Origin of the sequence: Motilibacter peucedani, from assembly GCF_003634695.1 — a bacterium.
Taxonomy (GTDB): Bacteria; Actinomycetota; Actinomycetes; order Motilibacterales; family Motilibacteraceae; genus Motilibacter; species Motilibacter peucedani.
In genome coordinates, this window is sequence record NZ_RBWV01000010.1 from 163,328 (window position 1) to 182,246 (window position 18,919).

The window sequence follows — 18,919 nt, forward strand, 5'->3', positions numbered from 1 at the left end:
CCATGAACCTGTTCGCCACGTCGAAGCCCCGCGCCCTCGCGCTGGCCACCGCATGCCTCGTCGCCCTGCCCCTGGCCGCGTGCGGCGGCGGCTCGGGCTCCTCCGGGTCCTCCGGCGGCGGGTCCGCCACGAAGGGCACCGTGAGCTGGTGGGGGTGGACGCCCACCGACGCCGCCACGGCGAAGAACTACATCGCCGAGTTCAACAAGAAGTACCCCGACATCAAGGTCAACTTCAAACTCGTGTCGATCAAGGACTGGACCGCGGCCCTGCGGCCGGCCCTCGCGTCCTCGAGCGGCCCGGACGTCTTCGACATGCAGCCGGGCGCCTACGTCGCGCAGTTCAAGTCCTTCGCCGAGGACCTCACGCCCGTCGTCGAGAAGGCGCTGGGCGAGGACTGGCAGAGCAAGGTCGCCCCCATCGGCGTGAGCGGCCTGACCGCAGACGGCAAGCTGACCGCGCTGTCGGTGGGCTCGACCTTCGCCGGCACCCTCTGGATCAACAAGGGGCTGTTCGACAAGTACGGCGTCCAGCCGCCGACGACGCTCGCCGAGTGGGTCGCCGCGTGCAAGACCTTCCAGGCCGCCAAGCAGGGCTGCTTCGTGCAGGGCGCGTCGCAGCAGGGCTTCGACCAGGACACCCTGCAGGCGATCGCGAACTCCGTGCAGCCGGGGCTGTGGACCAAGGCGTCCAAGGGCGAGGTGAAGTGGGACGACCCGGGCATCGTCAAGACCTGGGAGATCTGGAAGCAGCTCTTCGACCAGAAGATCATGCAGGAGGGCGCGATCGGCTACCAGCAGTACCCCGACGCCAACAACGACTTCCTCACCGGCAAGTACGCGATGGTGATGATGGGGACGTGGTACACCCAGTACGCCACCGAGAAGGGCATGACCACGGCGCTGTCCTCGGCCGGCGTCTCGGGCGCCAAGCCCTTCCCGATCGTCCCCATCCGCTTCCCGGACGTCGCCGGCAGCGGCAACACCAGCGAGATGTTCGGCGACTCCGACTTCGGGCTCGCGGTGGCCAAGAAGTCCAAGAACAAGGCGGCGGCCGAGACCTTCGCGACCTGGCTGGCGACCTCGCCCGAGGGCCAGCAGGTCGTGGCCGACCAGCTCGACACGTTCCCCGCGCTGAAGTCGGCGCAGCCGAACTTCGACACGATCAAGCTGGTCGACCCGGCCGTCCAGACCACCCCGGTCCAGGACCTCGTGAAGAGCGTGGGCTCGGTGAGCGAGCCGCGGTTCGCCCTGCTCGGCGCCGACATCCAGGCCGCGATGCTGGCAGCGGCGACCTCGGTGGCCTCGGGCAAGGCGTCTCCTGAGGAGGCCGCGAAGACCATGCAGGCTGCGGCTGTCGCCGCGGGCCTCACGTTCAAGTGATGAGCCGCGCCGGAGCGACACGACTGGGACAGACCGGTACGCCTGGGGCCGACGCCCCGGCGACCGGCCGGCCCGGCGCGCCGGCGGGTGGAGCCGGCGGCCGCAGGAGCGGCCGCCGGCTCACGGCCTCGGGCTTCCTCTGGATCCTGCCGGCGCTGCTGCTGTGCGTGGGGCTGATCTACTACTGCATCGGCTACACCGCCTACATCTCGACGCTCAACTGGGACGGCATCAGCCCCGGTCCCGAGCATGTCGGCACCCGCAACTACGACCGGATCTTCCACGACCCGGTGTTCTGGGGCGCGATCCGGCACACGGTGCTCTTCTTCGCCGTGACCTTCGTCGTGCAGACGGCGATCGGCATGCTGTTCGCCGTCCTCCTGCACTCGAAGATCAAGTTCGCGGTGGTCTACAAGGTCATCGTGTTCATCCCGGTGGTGCTCGCGCCGGCGATCACGGCTCCGGTGTTCCGCCGGATGTTCGCCCCTGACGGCCAGTTCAACTGGGTGCTGGGCCACATCGGACTGAGCTCGCTGGAGCAGCCGTGGATCGGGCAGACGAGCACCGCGCTGTGGGTCGTCATGGCCATCACGGTGTGGCAGTGGACGGGGCTGACCTTCGTCCTCTACTTCGCCGCCATGAGCCAGATCGACCCCTCGGTGCTTGAGGCGGCGCGCATGGACGGCGCCGGCAACCTGCGCACGATTACCAGCATCATCTGGCCGAGCGTGCGCGGCACGACCCTGGCGCTGGCGATCCTGAGCGCCATCGGGGTCATGAAGACCTTCGACGTGCCCTGGCTGGTGACCTCGGCGGGCCCGAACTACGCCACCGAGTTCCTCGGCACCTACATCTACCGGATCACGATCCCGCAGGCGCACGTCGGCTACGGCGCCGCGCTCTCGGTGATCCTGCTGGTCGTCGCGCTGGTGATGGCGGTCGTCCTGCAGCTGCGCGGACGCGAGAAGAGCGGGGTGCGCTGATGTTCGAGGTCCGTACGCTGTGGCAGAAGGTCCTGCTCCAGGTCGTCGTCACGCTCATGGTGATCCCTTTCCTGTTCCCGCTGATCGTCATGGTCCAGGGCTCCCTGGCCGGCGACGGCTGGGGCAACTACCGGGCGGTGCTGCAGGTGCCCGGCCTGGCGAAGTTCTTCGTCAACACCGTCATCATCGCGGTCTCGGTGATCGTGCTGGTCTACGCGGTGACGATGCTGGCGGCCTTCGGCTTCGCCAAGCTGCGCATCCGCGGCCGCGAGCTGTGGTTCTGGCTGCTGCTCGCCTGCCTGACCCTGCCCGAGGTGGTGCTGCTGGCTCCGCTGTTCGCGACGGCCATGCGGCTGGGCATCTACGACACGTACTGGGCGGTCGTCCTACCCCTGGCCGCGCTGCAGGTGCCCTTCGCGGTGCTGCTGACCCGCAACTTCCTCAACGGCGTCCCCGACGAGCTGTTCGAGGCCGCCCGGGTCGATGGCGCCAGCTCGGTGCGCGCCTTCTGGCACCTCGTCATACCACTCACCCGCCCGATCGCCGCCGCGGTGCTCATCTTCACCCTCATCGGCGCGTGGAACGACTACCTCTTCCCGCTGGTGTTCCTGCAGAGCCAGGACCTCCAGACCATCACGCTCGTGCCGCAGTTCTTCGTCGGCGAGTTCAGCAACGACCAGACCAAGATCCTCGCCTCGGCCGTGCTGACGGCCATCCCCGAGATCGTGGCCTACCTCTCGCTGCAGCGGCTCTTCGAGCGCGGCCTGTCCGCCGGCGCCATCAAATGACCCCCTCACCTAGGAGCCCCCTGTGCCGCTCATCCAGGTCGACCTCGACCGCGACCTGTTCGACTCCTCGCACGAGGCGCTGAGCGAGGCCATCCACCAGGCCCAGCTCGACTCGCTCGGCGTGCCGGCCGACGACCTCTTCCAGGTCTTCAGGCCGCACGGCCCGGGCGAGCTGGTGTTCAGCCCGACCTACGGCGGCGTCGACCGCCAGCGCCTGGTCCTGATCCGCATCACGATGGTGCACATGTACCCCGTCTCGAAGAAGCGCGAGCTCTACGAGGCCCTCGTGCACCGGCTGGGCGAGGCCGGGGTGCGGGCAGAGGACCTGCTCGTCAGCGTCGTCGAGAACGGCTTCGAGGACTGGTACGCCGGCCGGCTCTGACCCGCAACCACGCTCGAAGGGAACCCCACTCCATGCTCACCTACGACTCCGCAGGCCTGCGCGTCCTCTACCTCGGCGGCACCGGCACGATCAGCGCGTCCTGCGTACGCCTCTCCATCGAGACGGGCCTGTCCGTCTCGGTCCTCAACCGCGGCAACAACGCGGCGGCGCGCTCGCTGCCCGCAGACGTACGCCTGCTCACCGGCGACGTGACCGACGACGCCTCGCTCGAGGCCGCGCTCGGTGACGAGCAGTTCGACGCGGTCGTCAACTTCCTCTCCTACGACCGCGACGACGCCGAACGCATGGTGAAGCTGTTCACCGGACGGACCCGGCAGTACGTCCACATCAGCTCGGCCTCGGTCTACGGCAAGCCGGTGCTCCAGACGCCGGTCACGGAGTCGACGCCGACGCACAACCGCTTCCTGGAGTACGCGCGCGCCAAGATCCGCGCCGAGCAGGCGCTGCAGGACGCGTACGCATCGGCCGGCTTCCCGGTCACGATCGTCCGGCCGTCGCACACCTACGACGACGCCAACCCGCCGCTGCCCGGCGGGTGGACCGTCGTGGACCGCATCGCGCGAGGAGCGGAGATCCCGGTGCACGGCGACGGCACGTCGCTCTGGACGCTGACGCACGCGGAGGACTTCGCGGTCGGGCTCGTCGGGCTGCTGGGCAACCCGCGGGCGATCGGCGAGACGTTCCACATCACCGGTGACGACGTCTACACCTGGGACCAGATCTACACGCTGATCGGCGAGGGGCTCGGCGTGGAGCCGAAGCTCGTGCACGTCGCCTCCGAGCTCTTCCCGGTGGTCGCGCCCGACTGGTTCTGGTCCGACCTGCTGGTCGGCGACCTCGCCCACAGCGCGGTGTTCGACAACTCGAAGATCCGGCGCTTCGTGCCGGGCTTCGCGCCGAAGCTCACCTTCCACCGCGCAGTGCACCGGATGGCGCAGTGGCGCGCGGAGCACCCGGGCTCGACCGGGGCGGACGCCACGACCGACGCGGTGCTCGACCGGGTGGTCGAGGCCTACCATGCCGGGCGGGAGGCGTTCGTGACGCGTGCACCGGGGTCGCAGGGATGAGCATCGACGTGCTGGCGCCGCGTGCGCTGGGCCGCACCGGCTGGAAGGTCACCGCGCTCTGCGTGGGCACCGGCGAGCTCGGCGACATGGCGGGCGTCTACGCGCCCGTGCCGGAGGAGCAGGCGATGGCCACCGCCCGGAGCGCTTTCGCCGGGCCGCTGAACTTCGTCGACACCTCCAACGGCTACGGCGTCTCCGAGCAGCGGCTCGGCTCGGTGCTGCGTGAGATCGGCGGGGTTCCGCCCGGCCTCCTGCTGGCCACGAAGGTGGACCCGGTGAAGGACGGGCCGTTCGACGGGCCGCGCACGCGGGAGTCGGTGCGCGAGTCGCTCGACCGGCTGGGTGTCGACTTCCTGCCACTGCTGCACCTGCACGACCCGGAGCGCATCGGCTTCGAGGCGGCCATGGCGCCCGGCGGCCCGGTCGAGGTGATGAAGGAGCTCGTCGCCGAGGGCGTCGTGGGCTCGATCGGCGTCGCCGGAGGGCCGATCGACCTGCTGCGGCGCTTCGCGGCGACGGGGGCGTTCGACGTCGTGCTGACGCACAACCGCTGGACCCTGCTCGACCACTCGGCCGAGCCGCTGCTCGCGGAGGCCGCCGACTTCGGCGTCGCGGTGCTCAACGGCGCGCCCTTCGGTGGCGGGCTGCTGGCCAAGGGCCCCTCGGTCGTCCAGCGCTACTGCTACGCGCCAGCCCCGGCGGCGGTCCTCGAGGCGGCGGAGCGGATCGAGGCGGCGTGCGCCCGCCACGGCGTACCCCTCGCTGCAGCGGCGCTGCAGGACTCGCTGCGTGACGCGCGCATCACCTCCACGGTCGTGGGCGCGTCGCGGCCCGAGCGCATCGACGCGACGATCGCACTCGCGTCGGTCGAGGTGCCCGACGCGCTGTGGGACGAGCTCGCCGGGCTCGAGCCGCCCGCCGAGGTGTGGCAACGGTGAGGGCGGCGGTCCTGCGCTCACCCGGCACCCCGGTCCAGGTCGAGGACGTCGAGCTGGCCGACCCGCACGAGGGCGAGCTCCGCGTACGCGTCGAGGCGGCCGGCGTCTGCCACACCGAGCTGCACTACATGAGCGGTGACATCCCCTGCCCGCTGCCGGTCGTCCTCGGTCACGAGGGGGTCGGGGTGGTCGAGGAGTCGCGCGCGCCCGACGTCTCGGTGGGCGACCGGGTCGTGTTCACGTGGCGGCCGAGGTGCGGGCAGTGCGAGTACTGCGTGACCGGCCGGCCGGTGATGTGCGTCTACGGCCGCGTCCAGGCACGCAGCGGCGGGCTCATGGACGCGACGTCGCGGCTCTCGACGCCCGCGGGGGAGCAGGTGCACCACTTCCTCGGGGTGTCGTGCTTCGCCGAGCACGTGGTGCTGTCGCGCCGCGCGGCGGTGGTGGTGCCTGAGGAGGTGCCTTCAGCGGTGGCGGCGATCGCCGGCTGCGCGGTCGTGACCGGGGTCGGGGCCGTGCTCAACGTGGCCTCGGCCGAGGGGTCCCTGGCAGGACGCTCGCTTCTCGTGGTCGGGGCGGGCGGCGTCGGCCTCTCGGCCGTCATAGGCGCGCACCTGGTCGGGGCCGGGCCGGTCGTGGTCGTCGACGTGGCGGCCGACAAGCTGGCGCTCGCGTCGCGGCTCGGGGCGACGGCCACCGTCGACGCCTCGGGGCTCTCGCCCGCCGAGGTGGTCGAGGCGGTGCAGGAGGCGACCGGCGGTGGGGCGCACATGGCGGTGGAGGCCGTCGGCGCCCCCGCCACCCTGGCCCAGGCGTTCAGCGCCGTCCGGCCGGGCGGCACGGTGGTCGCGGTGGGCCTCTCCGCGGTCGGGGCGACCGTGCCCGTGCCGGTCAACGAGCTCGTGCAGCAGCAGAAGCGCCTGGTCGGCAGCCTCTACGGCTCGGCCAACCCGCCGGTCGACCTGCCGCGCCTGCTCGAGCTGTACGCCGCCGGCCGGCTCCCGCTCGACCTGCTGCTGGGTGCTTCCTACCCGCTCGAGCGCGTCGCGGAGGCCTACGACGCGCTCGCGTCGGGGGCGGTCGGGCGCGCGGTCGTCGTGCCGGGAGCGGCTGCGTGACGGCGTACGCGTCCTATCCCTCGCTGCGCGGGCGCAGCGTGCTGGTGAGCGGGGGAGCGACCGGGCTCGGAGCGGAGTTCGTGTCGCAGTTCGCGGCGCAGGGCGCGTCGGTGGCGTTCGTGGACGTGCAGGACGCCGCGGGGGAGGCGCTGGCGGCGGAGACCGGGGCCGTGTTCCGGCGCGTCGACGTGAGCGACCTGGAGGCGTACGCCGCTGCCATCGCTGACCTCGCGGCGGCCACCGGCCCGTTCACCGTGCTGGTCAACAACGCGGCCAACGACGCCCGGCACCGCTCGGCGGAGGTGACGCCGGCGTTCTGGGACGAGCGCATGCGGGTCAACCTCGACCACCACTTCTTCGCCACCCAGGCGGTCGTGCCGATGATGCGGGCGGCCGGCGGCGGGTCGGTGATCAACCTCGGCTCGATCAGCACCCACATCAAGCTGCGCGACCTCGTGGTCTACCGGACGGCGAAGGCGGCGATCGAGGGGCTGACGCGCGCGCTCGCGCAGGAGCTGGGGCCGGACGGCATCCGGGTCAACTGCATCGTGCCCGGCTGGGTCATGACCGCGCGCCAGCTCGAGCACTGGGTGGACGCCGAGGCGGAGGCCACGATCGAGCGCGAGCAGGCACTGAGCCGGAGGCTGGTTCCGGCCGACGTGGCGCGCATGGCACTGTGGTTGGCAGCAGACGACAGCGCTGCCTGCACGGCGCAGAGCTGGGTCGTGGACGGAGGGTGGATGTGAGCATCGACGAGGGTGTCGTTGAGGGTCCCGCCGACGGGTCCGTCGACGCGGCTGTCGGCGGCGGCGACAAGGCCCGCGAGACGGGCCGGCGCAGCCAGGCCTGGTTCGGCGGCACCGGCCGTTCGGGCATGCTCTACCGATCCTGGGTGCGCAACCAGGGCTACGGCGCGGAGGTCTTCGACGGCCGCCCCGTGATCGGCATCGCCACGACCTGGTCGGAGCTCGCACCCTGCAACGCCCACCTCGACAAGGTGGCCGAGGCGGTCAAGCGCGGCGTCTACATGGCCGGCGGCTTCCCGCTCATCTTCCCGGTCGTCTCGACCGGCGAGACGCTGATCCGGCCCACGGCGATGCTCTACCGGAACATGATCGCGATGACGGCCGAGGAGCTGATCCGCGGCAACCCGCTCGACGGCGTCGTGCTGCTCTCGGGCTGCGACAAGACCACGCCAGGCCTGTTGATGGGTGCGGCCTCGGTCGACCTGCCCTCGATCATGGTGACCGGTGGCCCGATGCTCAACGGCAAGTTCCGCGGCCAGGACGTCGGCTCGGGCACCCACGTGTGGCGCTTCGAGACCGAGATGAAGGCCGGCCGCATGACGCCCGAGGAGGGCGCGATGGCCGAGGGCTGCATGGCCCGCTCGGCCGGCCACTGCATGACCATGGGCACGGCGTCGACCATGGCGTGCGTGGCCGAGGCGCTCGGGATGCAGCTGCCTGGCTCGGCGTCGTGGCCTGCCGTGGACATGCGCCGCATGGAGGTGGCCCAGGCCGCCGGACAGCGCATCGTGGGCATGGTCGAGGAGGACCTCAAGCCCTCCGACGTGATGACCCGCGAGGCGTTCGAGAACGCGATCCGCGCGGTCGCCGCGATCGGCGGCTCGACCAACGCGATCATCCACCTGCTGGCGCTCGCCGGCCGGCTGGGCGTCCCGCTCACGCTCGACGAGTTCGACGGGCTCGCCCGGCCGGTGCCGACGCTGGTCGACCTCATGCCGTCGGGCCGGTTCCTCATGGAGGACTTCTGCTACGCGGGTGGCCTGCCGGCCGTGCTGCGCGAGCTCTCCGACGCGGGGCTGCTCAACCGCTCCGCGGTGACCGTCACGGGCCAGCCGATCGGCTCGCTAGTGGCCGACGCCGAGTGCTGGAACCGCGAGGTGATCCGGACCTTCGCCGAGCCGCTGCAGCCGGCCGGCACGGGCACGGCGATCCTGCACGGCAACCTCGCCCCGCAGGGGGCGGTGCTCAAGCAGTCGGCGGCCTCGCCCGAGCTGCTCACGCACACCGGCCGTGCCGTGGTCTTCGACTCGCCGGAGGAGTATCACCGGCTCGCCGACGACCCCGACATCGACATCACCGCCGACGACGTGATCGTCGTGCGCGGCGCCGGTCCCCGCGGCTACCCGGGCATGCCGGAGGTCGCTAACGTGCCGCTGCCCAAGAAGCTCATCGAGCAGGGCGTCACCGACATGGTCCGCATCAGCGACGGGCGCATGAGCGGCACCGGCTACGGCACGGTCGTACTGCACGTCGCCCCGGAGGCGGCGGTCGGCGGCCCGCTCGGCCTGCTGCGCACGGGCGACACGATCACCCTCGACGTGCCCAACCGGCGGCTCAGCGTCGACGTCTCCGACGAGGAGCTCGCCTCGCGCAAGCCGTCGTGGGAGCAGACCGTTGACACCGCGACCGGCGGCTGGCCGTGGCTCTACACCCAGCACGTGCTGCAGGCCGACGAGGGCGCCGACTTCGACTTCCTGCAGGGCTCGCGCGGGCGTGCGGTGCCCCGGGACTCGCATTGAGGTCGCTGCTGGTGCGGTTCTCATTGGTGTCTGACGCGGCCGCAGCTGAGTTTGACGACCTGCTCTCCGCGGCGCTGCCCGGCGTCGAGGCCGACGAGCCGGGAACGCTGGTCTATCTGGTGCACCGCGTCGCCGACCCGCTCGAGCGGGTGGTGACCGCCGTCTATGCCGATGCCGCCGCGCACGAGACGCACAACGCGCGGCCGGGCATGGCCGCGCTGCTGGCACGGCTTCCGGAGCTCACGTCATCCGTCCTCGTCGAGGAGCACAGCTCCGTGACCGGGTTCGCCCATCTGCCCGCCAAGGAGCTGGTCTGATGTCGCTCGTACGCCTGTCGTCCGGCTGGGCGGTGACGTCGGCCTCCGGCACGGTGGCCCTCGGGCACCCGCTGGGCGACCTGCTCGCGATGCCGCTCTCCGATGCGCGGTCCGTCGTCTCCTCGGTGTCCGGCTCAGGTGTCGAGGGTGTGCCCCTGCCGCCCGTCGACGAGCAGGAGGTGTGGGCCGCCGGCGTGACCTACGAGCGCTCCCGCGAGGGCCGGCGCGAGGAGTCCGGCGCCGCCGCGCTATACACGCAGGTCTACGACGCTGAGCGGCCCGAGCTGTTCTTCAAGTCGGTGCCTTCGCGGGTCGTGACCGATGGCCAGCCAGTGGGCATCCGCGCCGATTCTGGCTGGGACGTGCCCGAGCCCGAGCTCGGCCTGGTGGTCAACAGCAGCGGCGAGATCTTCGGCTACGTCGTCGGCAACGACATGAGCAGCCGGTCGATCGAGGGCGAGAACCCGCTCTACCTGCCGCAGGCCAAGGTCTACACGCGCTCGTGCGCGCTGTCGGACCGCATCGTGCCGGTGTGGGAGGCGGGCGAGGGGCCGTTCGCGATGTCGGTGCGCATCTCGCGGGAGGCGTCGACGCTCTGGGAGTCGGCGGGGTCGACCTCGTCACTGCACCGTACGCTGCCCGACCTGGTCGACTGGCTGTTCCGCGGGCTCGAGTTCCCGCGTGGGGTCGTGCTGCTGACGGGTACGGGCCTGGTGCCCGACCGCGACGTCACCCTGGCCGCCGGGGACGTCATCGACATCGAGATCGAAGGCGTGGGGCGGCTGTCCAACCCGGTCGTCGTCGTCGGCCGCTAGTTGTTGTCCCTGAAGGAGAAGTCGTGACCGCAACACTCGAGAGCACCTCGCCGCAGGCACCGTCGGACGTCATCGCCACGGTGCCGGAGATGTCGGCCGACGACGTACGCGCCGCCTACGCCCGCGCGAAGGAGGCCGCCCGCTCGTGGGCGACGGGCACGGCGACCTCGCGCTCGGTCGCGCTCGACACCTGCGCGACCGCGCTGGCGCGGGCGTCGGACGAGATGGCCGAGCTGGTGGTCCGCGAGGTCGGCAAGCCGCTGACCGAGGCGCGCGGAGAGGTAGCGCGTGGCATCGCCATCTTGCGTTACTACGCCCAGCTGGCGCTGCTCCCCGAGGGCGACGTCATCCCGTCCGCCGACGGTGTCTCGCTCCTGCACACCCGCCGCAAGCCGCACGGCGTGGCCGGGCTCATCACGCCGTGGAACTTCCCCGTCGCAATCCCGTTGTGGAAGGCCGCGCCCGCGCTGGCGTTCGGCAACACGGTCCTGCTCAAGCCGGCCGAGGAGTCGCCGGCGTGCGCGCTGCGGCTCGCCGAGATCTTCTCCTCCGCCTTCCCTGAGGGCGTGTTCCAGGTCGTGACCGGCGGGGGAGAGGCGGGCGCGGCGGTCATCTCGGTCGCTGACGTCGTCTCGTTCACCGGGTCGACCGCTGTGGGAGCGTCCATCCGCAAGGCGGCGGCCGAGCGGGGCATCCCGGCGCAGTGCGAGATGGGCGGCCAGAACGCGTCGATCGTGCTGCCGGACGCGGACCTCGCCGTTGCTGCTCGCGTGATCGCCGGCGCCGCCATGGGCTACGCCGGGCAGAAGTGCACGGCCACCTCGCGGGTGATCGTCGTCGGCGGCCAGTCCGCGGCTGACGCGTTCGCCGAGCAGCTGGGCGCGGCTGTGGCTGCGCTGTCCTACGGCGACCCCGCTTCGGCCGACACGGTGGTCGGACCGGTCATCAACTCCGACGCGCGTTCTGCCGTGGTGTCGTCCGTCTCCGCGGCCGTCTCCGCCGGTGGCGTCGCCGTAACGGGTGGCACGGCGGGTGACAGCGAAGGCTGGTACGTGTCGCCCGCCGTCGTCTCGCGCCTGGCCGCCGACGACCGCCTGCTGCGCGAGGAGGTCTTCGGCCCGGTGTGCGCAGTGGTGGCGGCGTCCGACGCAGACGACGCCGTACGCATCACGAACTCCGTGCCCTACGGCCTGGTGGCCGCGGTCTTCACCGACTCGCTCGGCTCGGCGCTGAAGCTCGTGCCCCAGCTCGAGGTCGGCATGGCGAAGGTGAACGCGCCCACCTCGGGCGTGGACTACTTCGCGCCCTTCGGGGGCGACAAGGACTCGTCCTACGGGCCGCGCGAGCAGGGCACCGCGGCGCGGGACTTCTACACGAAGACGATGACGGTGACCTTCGCGCCCTGACGTTCTAGACCTCGATCACGTCAAGCAGCGACTCGAGACCGGAGAAGTCAGCACCGTTGCGGGTGACGAGGGGCAGTCCTTGCGCGACCGCCACTGACGCGATGAGAAGGTCGGCTGTTCGGCGTCTGGGCTGCCGACCGGAGGCGACGACGGCCGCGTAGACCCGGCCGTAGGCGCGTGCGGCTTCGAGATCAACGGGCAGCGGATCGAACGCCGCTTCGGTCCGCTGCAGTCGGTCCTGCCTCCGGGCGCGCTCGTCGGGATCAGCAGTAGCGAAGGGGCCGGCCGCCAGTTCAGCGAGGGTCACCGCGCAGATCGCCACCTGAGCCGGAAGCAGCGCAGCAGGGATCCTCTGGAAGTCGATCACGACCGAGGTGTCGAGCAGAGCACGTGCGGGCAGCTCAGGCACGAGGCGTCGCGTCCTGATCGGCGACCGCGTCCAGGTCGTCGCGCAGTCGCCGCCACTCCACCTCGGGAGCGTTGCGGAACACCTCGACGACGGCACTGGCATCCACGAACGTGTGTCGCCTCAGCGGACGCAGTTCCCCCACGGGCTGACCATTGCTGGTGACGACGAAACTGTCTCCGGCGCCGAGCGCCCTCATGATGCGCGCGCTGTCGTTGCGGAGCTCGCGCTGGCTGATGGACTCGCTCATGAAGACAACCGTAGCACGCAGTGCTACACCCCGCAGGGCCTCTGCGTCTGCAGCTCGCGTTGTGCAGACGACACCAGCTGCACACACAGCGCGCCGACACCGCGCCGCCGGTCATGCCGGATAACCTCGAGCCGCGGCCCGACGGGCGCGCGTCGTCCCATACGGCGCGCACTGCATGCCCCCACCCGCACGAGTCACTTCGTGCTGCCTGGGGACATCGGTGCCGCTTCGTCTCTCCGCGGGTTCGCTCGCCGCTTCGACCGACTCCATCGCCGAGCGCTTGTTCGAGCAGATGCTGCATGAGACCGGACGACACACCTCGCCCGCGGAGTCCCGCTCGTGGAAGAGGAGCCTGCCGGTGCTGGCGGCAGATCTCGTCGAAGCTGGCTTGTCGGGTGTCGAGGTGCTTCTCGAGTATCAGCTTCCGCTGACGTCGCAGCGGGCGGACGTGGTCCTGGCCGGCGTCAACCCGCGCACCCGGCGCCCGTCCTACGTCGTGGTGGAGCTCAAGCAGTGGACCACGGCGCACGCGTGGGAGGGCGACAGCAACCTCGTCGAGGTGCCCGGCATGCCGGGCGGCCCCAAGCTCCACCCGGCGAGACAGGTCAAGAACTACTGCACCCACATCGTGGACTTCGCCCGGGCGCTGTCTGGCGACGAGGACGCGGTCGTAGGGGCGGCCTACCTCCACAACGCCACGCAGCGCGAGGCGATCAGCGACCTCTACGAGCTCGCTCCCGATGCCCACGGTCAGCTCTTCTCGGGTGCGGACCGAGGGGCCTGGTTGAACTTCTTGAGGTCGAGGCTGGACGGCGCGACACCGGGGGCGGAAGCAGCCGACCTGCTCCTGCACTCCAGCATCGCCCCCTCCCGCCAGCTGCTGACGGTCGCCGCCGAAGAGATCCAACAGCGCGAGATGTTCACGCTGCAGGGCAATCAGCAGCTCGCCGTCGATCTCGTCCACCACGAGGTGGACAAGGCGCGACGAAGCGACTTCAAGTCCGTGGTGCTCATCACCGGTGGTCCCGGTAGCGGCAAGAGCGTCATCGCCCTGTCGTTGTTGGGGGACCTCGCCCGCCAGGGCAGGACCGTCATCCACGCGACGGGATCGCGTTCCTTCACCCAGACGCTGCGCAAGGTGGCGGGCGCGCGGGCGCCCCGCGTACAGCGCCTGTTCCGCTACTTCAACTCGTTCATGGACGCCGAGCCGAACGCTCTCGACGTCCTGATCCTCGACGAGGCGCACCGCATCCGGGAGACGTCCGTCAACCGCTATACCCGGGCGGCGCTGCGCACGGGCCGCCCGCAGATCGAAGAGCTGCTCGACGCCGCGCGTGTGCCGGTGTTCCTGCTCGACCAGAACCAGGTGGTGCGGCCGGGCGAGATGGGAGCGGTCGAGACCATCGAGGCGGCGGCCGCCGCGCGGGGACTGCCGGTGCGGCGGGTGCCGCTCGACGAGCAGTTCCGCTGCGGCGGAAGCCTGGCGTACGTCTTGTGGGTCGAGGCGCTCCTCGGCCTCCGACCGGCCGACGACCTCGCCTGGCCCGGCGATGACCGCTTCCAGCTCGAGGTCGCCGACACCCCTCAGGAGCTGGAGGCCGCGATCCGCTCCGCGCAGGAGCAGGGCTTCAACGGCCGCCTGACGGCGGGCTACTGCTGGCCGTGGAGCAACCCGCGAGCGGACGACAGCCTCGTGAACGACGTGCAGGTCGGCGACTGGTCACGTCCGTGGAACAGCAAGGCTGACCGCTACCTCGGCGCAGTGCCTCCGGCCGCGCTCTGGGCCAGCGATCCCGGTGGGATCGACCAGGTGGGGTGCGTCTACACGGCGCAGGGGTTCGAGTACGACTGGAACGGCGTCATACTCGGCCCGGACCTCGTGTGGCGCGACGGCCGCTTCGTCAGCAGGCGGGCGGAGAACAAAGACCCCGACTTCCGCAACCGCACGGCGGTCAGCGACGAGCGCTTCGACCAGCTCGTGCGCAACGTCTACAAGGTGCTGCTGACCCGCGGCATGATCGGCACGGTGATCTACTCGACCGACCGGGAGACGCGCGACGCGCTGCGAGCCCTGACCCGCTCGGTGGCGACTTCTTCGGCCGGCGGCACGCACGTCGCGAAGGTGCGGTAGCCGAAGACGCCCTCAGCCGGCGTAGGGCAGCGGCTCGAGCCCCTTGACGCCGACCTGCGCTCGGAACAGTGAACCCGCGACGGGCTCGGCGTCCTCGTCCATGCCCTCCCACGACGTGGTGATCCACAGCTCGTCGAGCCCGTCGCCGCCCAACGCGCACGAAGTCACCTGGCTGGCGCCCACCTCAACCGTCTCGTCGTGCCGGCCGGCGGAGTCGAAGTGCCACACCGCGCCGCCCTGCCACAATGCGACCCAGAGCCCGCCCTCGCTGTCGACCGTCAGCCCGTCGGGCGCCCCGGCGTCGTCGGGGATGCGCGCGAACGGACGACCGTTGGTCAGCCCGTCCTCGACCGACCAGTTGTAGGCGCGGACCTCACCGGTCGTGGTCTCGGCGTGGTAGGCCGTGAGGTGGTCGGGGGAGAAGGCGAAGCCGTTCGGGATGGTCACGCCGGTCAGGGCCACGTCGACCTTCCCGCCGGGCGACAGGCGGTAGACGCTGCCGGCGCCCGGCTCGAGCGAGTAGGACATCGAGCCGCAGTAGAAGCTGCCGGCGGGGTCGCAGCCGCCCTCGTTCATCCGGATGCCGGTGTCGCTCCACAGCTCGGGGAGGGTGTGCCGCGTACCGTCCGGGTCCTCGAGCATGAAGCCGCGCTTCACGGCAGCCACCATCCCGCCGCCGACCCGCGGGCGTACGCAGGCGGCGAGCTCACCCAAGTGCTCGCGCGTCACTGTGCCGGCTGCGGCGAGGCTCATCAGGTCGCCGGCGTGCATGTCGACGAAGCGCAGCCCGCCCCACGCGCTCGACCAGACGGCGCCCTCGCCGTGGTAGGTGACCCGGTCAGTGACCCGCTCAGCACGCATGAGCCGACCCTAGCGGCGCGCGGGTCTCGCGACGGGCTCAGCCCGTCGTGCGCTCGGGGCTGTCGCCGTAGGTGTAGTCCGCCTGCGGGTAGCGTCCGCCGGCCGGCGTCCCGATCTCACCGAGCCGGCGCAGGTCGTCCTCGCTCAGCTCGACGGCCACGGCGCCCGCGTTCTCCTCGAGGTAGGAGCGTCGCTTGGTGCCGGGGATGGGCACGACGTCGTCGCCTTGGGCCAGCACCCACGCAAGGGCCAGCTGCCCGGCGGTGCAGCCCTTCTCGTCGGCGATGCGGCGGACCTCGTCGACGAGCCGGAGGTTGCGGTCGAAGTTCTCGCCCTGGAAGCGCGGGTTGTTCTTGCGGAAGTCGTCGGGCCCGAAGTCGTCGGGTGAGGTGATCGCGCCGGTGAGGAAGCCGCGGCCGAGCGGGCTGAAGGGCACGATGCCGATGCCCAGCCGGCGGGCGGTGCCGACCACGTCGTCCTCCAGGTCGCGCGTCCACAGTGACCACTCGCTCTGCAGCGCGGTGATGGGGTGCACGGCGGCGGCCCGCTCGAGGCTCGCCGAGCTGGCCTCCGAGAGGCCGAGGTGGCGTACCTTGCCGGCCTGCACCAGCTCGGCCATCGCACCGAGGGTGTCCTCGATCGGGACGGTGCGGTCGACGCGATGCTGGTAGTAGAGGTCGATGGTCTCGACGCCCAGGCGTCGCAGGCTCGCGTCGCAGCTCGCCTTGACGTACTCCGGGCGGCCGTTCGTCTGCATGGCGCCCGACGCGTCGCGGCTCAGCGAGAACTTCGTCGCGAGGACGACCTCGTCGCGCCGGCTCTTGATCGCGCGACCGACGAGCTCCTCGTTGTGGCCGTCGCCGTAGACGTCGGCGGTGTCGAGGAAGAAGATGCCGAGCTCGAGCGCGCGGGCGATCGTCGCGAGCGACTCGGCCTCGTCAGCCGTGCCGTAGGACTGCGACATGCCCATGCAGCCGAGCCCGAGCGTCGAGACGCGGAGCCCCTCCGGGCCGAGCGTGCGTGTGCCGAGGTCGTGCTCCGCCATGAGGTGCTCCCTGCCGTCGTCGTCTCCCATGAGCCTGCCCGGGAAGCAGCGCCCGACACGTCAGCCTGACGTCATCGCTTGGGGGCCTTGGGTGGGAGGGCGGCCGCCTGTTCGTACGCCGCGAGGACCCACGCCTCGATCGCGTCGTCGTGCGCGAGCGGGCCGGGCACTCGGACGAAGCCGGTCATGGGCCGGCCGGCGCGCGGCTCGAACTGCCGCACCGCCTCGTGGGTCTCCATCAGCTCGCTCCTGCTGGCTTCCGCCAGCCTGAGCACGAGCGAGTCCTCGAACAGCGAGGCGAACATGTGCCCGCCGACCACGCAGCACGGGTAGCCGAACATCTGCTTGCGCACGGCGCCGGGTACGAGTGTGGCGAGCTCCTCGAACCGCTCGACCAGCTCGGGTGGTGACTTGTCCATCATCCGCCTCCTGCGGCACGGGTGGCTAGGACCTCGAGCGCAGCTTGAAGTGCGCCGTGCGGGCCGCCTTGGCCACGACCTTGTCGCCGGCGTGCTCGGCGAGCGCGGCCAGGACGTCGCCGGTCGCGGGGTGCGTCGAGCGCCACGCCGACTCGAGCAGCCGCACGCTCCCTGCGGGAGCGGCGACGAGGGAGGCCCAGTGCGGCAGTGACTGCGGTCCCCAGAGCTCGAGCACCGCGCTGAGCATCCGCATGAGGCCGTCGGCGTCGTCGACGCGAACCTCGCTCTCGGCGGCCAGGCCTGCGTCGACCCGCCACACCAGCGCATGCGGACGGAGCCGGGGATCGTCGAGAAGCGAAGCGACGGCGGGGGCGGCAGGCGTACCGATCCGGAGCAGGGCGCGGAAGGCGAGCGAGCGCTCGGCCTCTCCGGCGTCTCGCACGGCCTCGACCAACAGCGCGGCGGCATTGTCGTGGGCGCCCACCCACGCGTCGAGCTCTGCCAGCGACTCGTCGTCGGGGAGGTCAGCCGCGGCTCGGAGCAGCTCAGCGGCGGGGTGGCCGATCAACGAGCCGGCGACGCCGAAGCCCTGGCGGCGCGCCCGGTCCTGCAGGAACCAGGTGCCCAAACCGGTCAGCGTGGCGGTCGTCGTGGCAAGTCCGGTCGCGATCGGCTTGAGCCAGTAGGACTCGAGGTCGAGGTCATCGAACTCCGGCTCGATGACCAGCACGCCCATCTCCCCGAGACGCCGCAGGGCCAACAACGCCTCGTAGAGCGTGACGTCGAAGGGCTTGGAGACTGGCCCAAGGTGTTCCACGACGGTGGTGAGGGGCGCCGTCCCGTGCTCGAGGTAGATGGTTGCCAGCATCGCGGGCACCGCTGCGTCGACCTGCGCAGCGTGCGAACCGCGGAGGTCATCGTCGTGCAGGCGCCACCGGTGGGCAGCCGGACCGATCTCGTCGAGGTAGGCGGTCACAAGCATCCGCCACGCGGCCAACGGGTCGTCGAGCGGCGCTGCGGGGGAGGCAGGCAGGAGCTTGCGCGCCCGGACCTCGACGAGCCCCAGCGCCGCGGCCAGCGCGAACGTCAGGTCGACCTCGGCCAGCTCCCTGGAGCTCTGGAAGCGGTAGGTGAACGAGCCCTGCTTCTCGGTGATGCGGTCGCTGGTCGCGAGCAGCGCGACGAGCGCCTCGCCGTCGGCCCGGCGCAGGTTGCCGGTGTCGGTGAGCGCCTTGCCGGCGCCTACCCAGTCGACGAAGGTGCGTAGGCGGCGGAGCCACACGTTGCCCGCGGCACTTGCGCGCAGCTCGGCCTCGGAGGGCACCGCGGCACCCGGCATCGGTCCGCCGCCCCACAGTGGAGGCTCGGGTGCGGTGCGGTCGAGGCCGAAGATGCGCCCGCGCTCCTCCCAGCTGCGGGCGTTGATGTTGTCGATGAAGGCTTGGAGCGCCGCTGAGTCCTGCACGTCGACGCCTTCGTCGTCGGCCTCGGCCATGAGCGACTTGGCCATACCCCAGCGGCTGCGGTCGGCCATCGCGGCCGTGAACTCGTGCAGGGAACGCTGGATGCCTGGGACGAGCCGGGGATCGAGCGAGCCGACGATGCCGATCGCCTCGAGGTACTGCAGCAGTGCGGCGAAGCCGTCGAGGATGTCGCGCTCGTCGCCGGGCTCGATCGACACCTTGCGGGGGTAGATGTCGAGGAGGATCTGCTCGACGTCGTCGACTGACCACGTGGTGAGGTCGCCGCCCAGGTAGGTGAACTTCAGCTCGAGGATCGTCCGAGCGACCCAGCTGAACTCGTCGCCCGCAGGTGTCTGCTCGAAGGCGTCGACGATGTCGTCGCAGGCGGCGTAGAACGCCTTCTCGTCGTCGGGACCGAAGCGCATCTGAGGCACGCGGCGACCCTACTCGCGTGACGGCTGGCTCAGAAGGGTCGGCGCCACGGGCTGTGGACAACGGATCCGCTGCGTACGCATGGTTGGGCTTCAAGCTCGCGGCGTGCCCCTCTCCCACCGCCGATCGCTGCGAAGAGCGCGCAGTCGG

The 18,919-nt window shown here is 71.1% G+C and carries 19 protein-coding genes; 13 read left to right on the plus strand and 6 right to left on the minus strand.

The window, feature by feature from the left end:
- The first annotated feature begins 2 nt into the window (after positions 1-2).
- From CLV35_RS05650 to CLV35_RS05705, 12 genes are all read left to right on the plus strand, one after another.
- A complete protein-coding gene (locus CLV35_RS05650; RefSeq protein WP_121192504.1) occupies positions 3-1,382 on the plus strand; it encodes an ABC transporter substrate-binding protein in 1,380 nt (459 codons plus the stop codon).
- Complete coding sequence (locus tag CLV35_RS05655; protein WP_121192505.1) at positions 1,382-2,365, plus strand: carbohydrate ABC transporter permease; 984 nt, start codon at positions 1,382-1,384, stop codon at positions 2,363-2,365. The genes CLV35_RS05650 and CLV35_RS05655 overlap by 1 nt, the downstream gene beginning before the upstream one ends.
- Positions 2,365-3,153 (plus strand): carbohydrate ABC transporter permease, encoded by a 789-nt coding sequence (locus CLV35_RS05660; protein WP_121192506.1) that lies wholly within the window; start codon positions 2,365-2,367, stop codon positions 3,151-3,153. Before CLV35_RS05655 ends, CLV35_RS05660 begins: the two co-directional genes overlap by 1 nt.
- A 22-nt stretch (positions 3,154-3,175) precedes the next feature.
- Positions 3,176-3,535 carry a tautomerase family protein gene (locus CLV35_RS05665; RefSeq protein ID WP_121192507.1) on the plus strand — a complete coding sequence of 120 codons (360 nt, stop codon included), beginning with the start codon at positions 3,176-3,178 and terminating at the stop codon, positions 3,533-3,535.
- A 32-nt stretch (positions 3,536-3,567) separates the two neighbouring features.
- Positions 3,568-4,623, plus strand: coding sequence for an NAD-dependent epimerase/dehydratase family protein (locus tag CLV35_RS05670; RefSeq protein WP_121192508.1), 1,056 nt, complete (start codon positions 3,568-3,570; stop codon positions 4,621-4,623).
- Complete coding sequence (locus CLV35_RS05675; protein WP_121192509.1) at positions 4,620-5,561, plus strand: aldo/keto reductase; 942 nt, start codon at positions 4,620-4,622, stop codon at positions 5,559-5,561. The genes CLV35_RS05670 and CLV35_RS05675 overlap by 4 nt, the downstream gene beginning before the upstream one ends.
- Positions 5,558-6,679: a zinc-binding dehydrogenase gene (locus CLV35_RS05680; protein WP_121192510.1), complete on the plus strand. Its 1,122-nt coding sequence runs from the start codon at positions 5,558-5,560 to the stop codon at positions 6,677-6,679. The genes CLV35_RS05675 and CLV35_RS05680 overlap by 4 nt, the downstream gene beginning before the upstream one ends.
- Complete coding sequence (locus CLV35_RS05685) at positions 6,676-7,425, plus strand: SDR family NAD(P)-dependent oxidoreductase (protein ID WP_121192511.1); 750 nt, start codon at positions 6,676-6,678, stop codon at positions 7,423-7,425. Before CLV35_RS05680 ends, CLV35_RS05685 begins: the two co-directional genes overlap by 4 nt.
- A gap of 128 nt (positions 7,426-7,553) precedes the next feature.
- The gene (locus CLV35_RS05690; RefSeq protein WP_407938194.1) at positions 7,554-9,224 is read left to right on the plus strand and encodes an IlvD/Edd family dehydratase; all 1,671 of its coding nucleotides are present in this window, start codon (positions 7,554-7,556) and stop codon (positions 9,222-9,224) included.
- Entirely contained in the window at positions 9,221-9,541 is a 321-nt protein-coding gene (locus CLV35_RS05695; protein ID WP_183061749.1) for a putative quinol monooxygenase, read from the plus strand. The genes CLV35_RS05690 and CLV35_RS05695 overlap by 4 nt, the downstream gene beginning before the upstream one ends.
- A complete protein-coding gene (locus CLV35_RS05700) occupies positions 9,541-10,356 on the plus strand; it encodes a fumarylacetoacetate hydrolase family protein (RefSeq protein WP_121192513.1) in 816 nt (271 codons plus the stop codon). The genes CLV35_RS05695 and CLV35_RS05700 overlap by 1 nt, the downstream gene beginning before the upstream one ends.
- Positions 10,357-10,379: 23 nt before the next feature.
- The gene (locus CLV35_RS05705) at positions 10,380-11,762 is read left to right on the plus strand and encodes an aldehyde dehydrogenase family protein (RefSeq protein WP_121192514.1); all 1,383 of its coding nucleotides are present in this window, start codon (positions 10,380-10,382) and stop codon (positions 11,760-11,762) included.
- A 4-nt stretch (positions 11,763-11,766) separates the two neighbouring features.
- Here CLV35_RS05705 and CLV35_RS05710 read toward each other — a convergent pair whose 3' ends face one another.
- Both CLV35_RS05710 and CLV35_RS05715 read right to left on the minus strand, forming a co-directional pair.
- Positions 11,767-12,171: a type II toxin-antitoxin system VapC family toxin gene (locus tag CLV35_RS05710; RefSeq protein ID WP_231121536.1), complete on the minus strand. Its 405-nt coding sequence runs from the start codon at positions 12,169-12,171 to the stop codon at positions 11,767-11,769.
- Entirely contained in the window at positions 12,164-12,418 is a 255-nt protein-coding gene (locus CLV35_RS05715; protein ID WP_121192516.1) for a type II toxin-antitoxin system Phd/YefM family antitoxin, read from the minus strand. The genes CLV35_RS05710 and CLV35_RS05715 overlap by 8 nt, the downstream gene beginning before the upstream one ends.
- A 175-nt stretch (positions 12,419-12,593) precedes the next feature.
- On the opposite strand from CLV35_RS05715, the gene CLV35_RS05720 reads away from it, so the two are divergent.
- A complete protein-coding gene (locus CLV35_RS05720) occupies positions 12,594-14,549 on the plus strand; it encodes a DNA/RNA helicase domain-containing protein (protein ID WP_407938187.1) in 1,956 nt (651 codons plus the stop codon).
- Between the two features lie 12 nt (positions 14,550-14,561).
- Here CLV35_RS05720 and CLV35_RS05725 read toward each other — a convergent pair whose 3' ends face one another.
- The 4 genes from CLV35_RS05725 to CLV35_RS19935 all read right to left on the minus strand — a co-directional run bounded on the left by CLV35_RS05725 (position 14,562) and on the right by CLV35_RS19935 (position 18,771).
- Positions 14,562-15,410: an SMP-30/gluconolactonase/LRE family protein gene (locus CLV35_RS05725; RefSeq protein WP_121192517.1), complete on the minus strand. Its 849-nt coding sequence runs from the start codon at positions 15,408-15,410 to the stop codon at positions 14,562-14,564.
- A gap of 37 nt (positions 15,411-15,447) precedes the next feature.
- A complete protein-coding gene (locus CLV35_RS05730) occupies positions 15,448-16,455 on the minus strand; it encodes an aldo/keto reductase (RefSeq protein WP_121192963.1) in 1,008 nt (335 codons plus the stop codon).
- A gap of 71 nt (positions 16,456-16,526) precedes the next feature.
- Complete coding sequence (locus tag CLV35_RS19930) at positions 16,527-16,874, minus strand: TfoX/Sxy family protein (protein WP_183061751.1); 348 nt, start codon at positions 16,872-16,874, stop codon at positions 16,527-16,529.
- Between the two features lie 25 nt (positions 16,875-16,899).
- The gene (locus CLV35_RS19935) at positions 16,900-18,771 is read right to left on the minus strand and encodes a hypothetical protein (RefSeq protein WP_183061753.1); all 1,872 of its coding nucleotides are present in this window, start codon (positions 18,769-18,771) and stop codon (positions 16,900-16,902) included.
- Between the last annotated feature and the right edge of the window lie 148 nt (positions 18,772-18,919).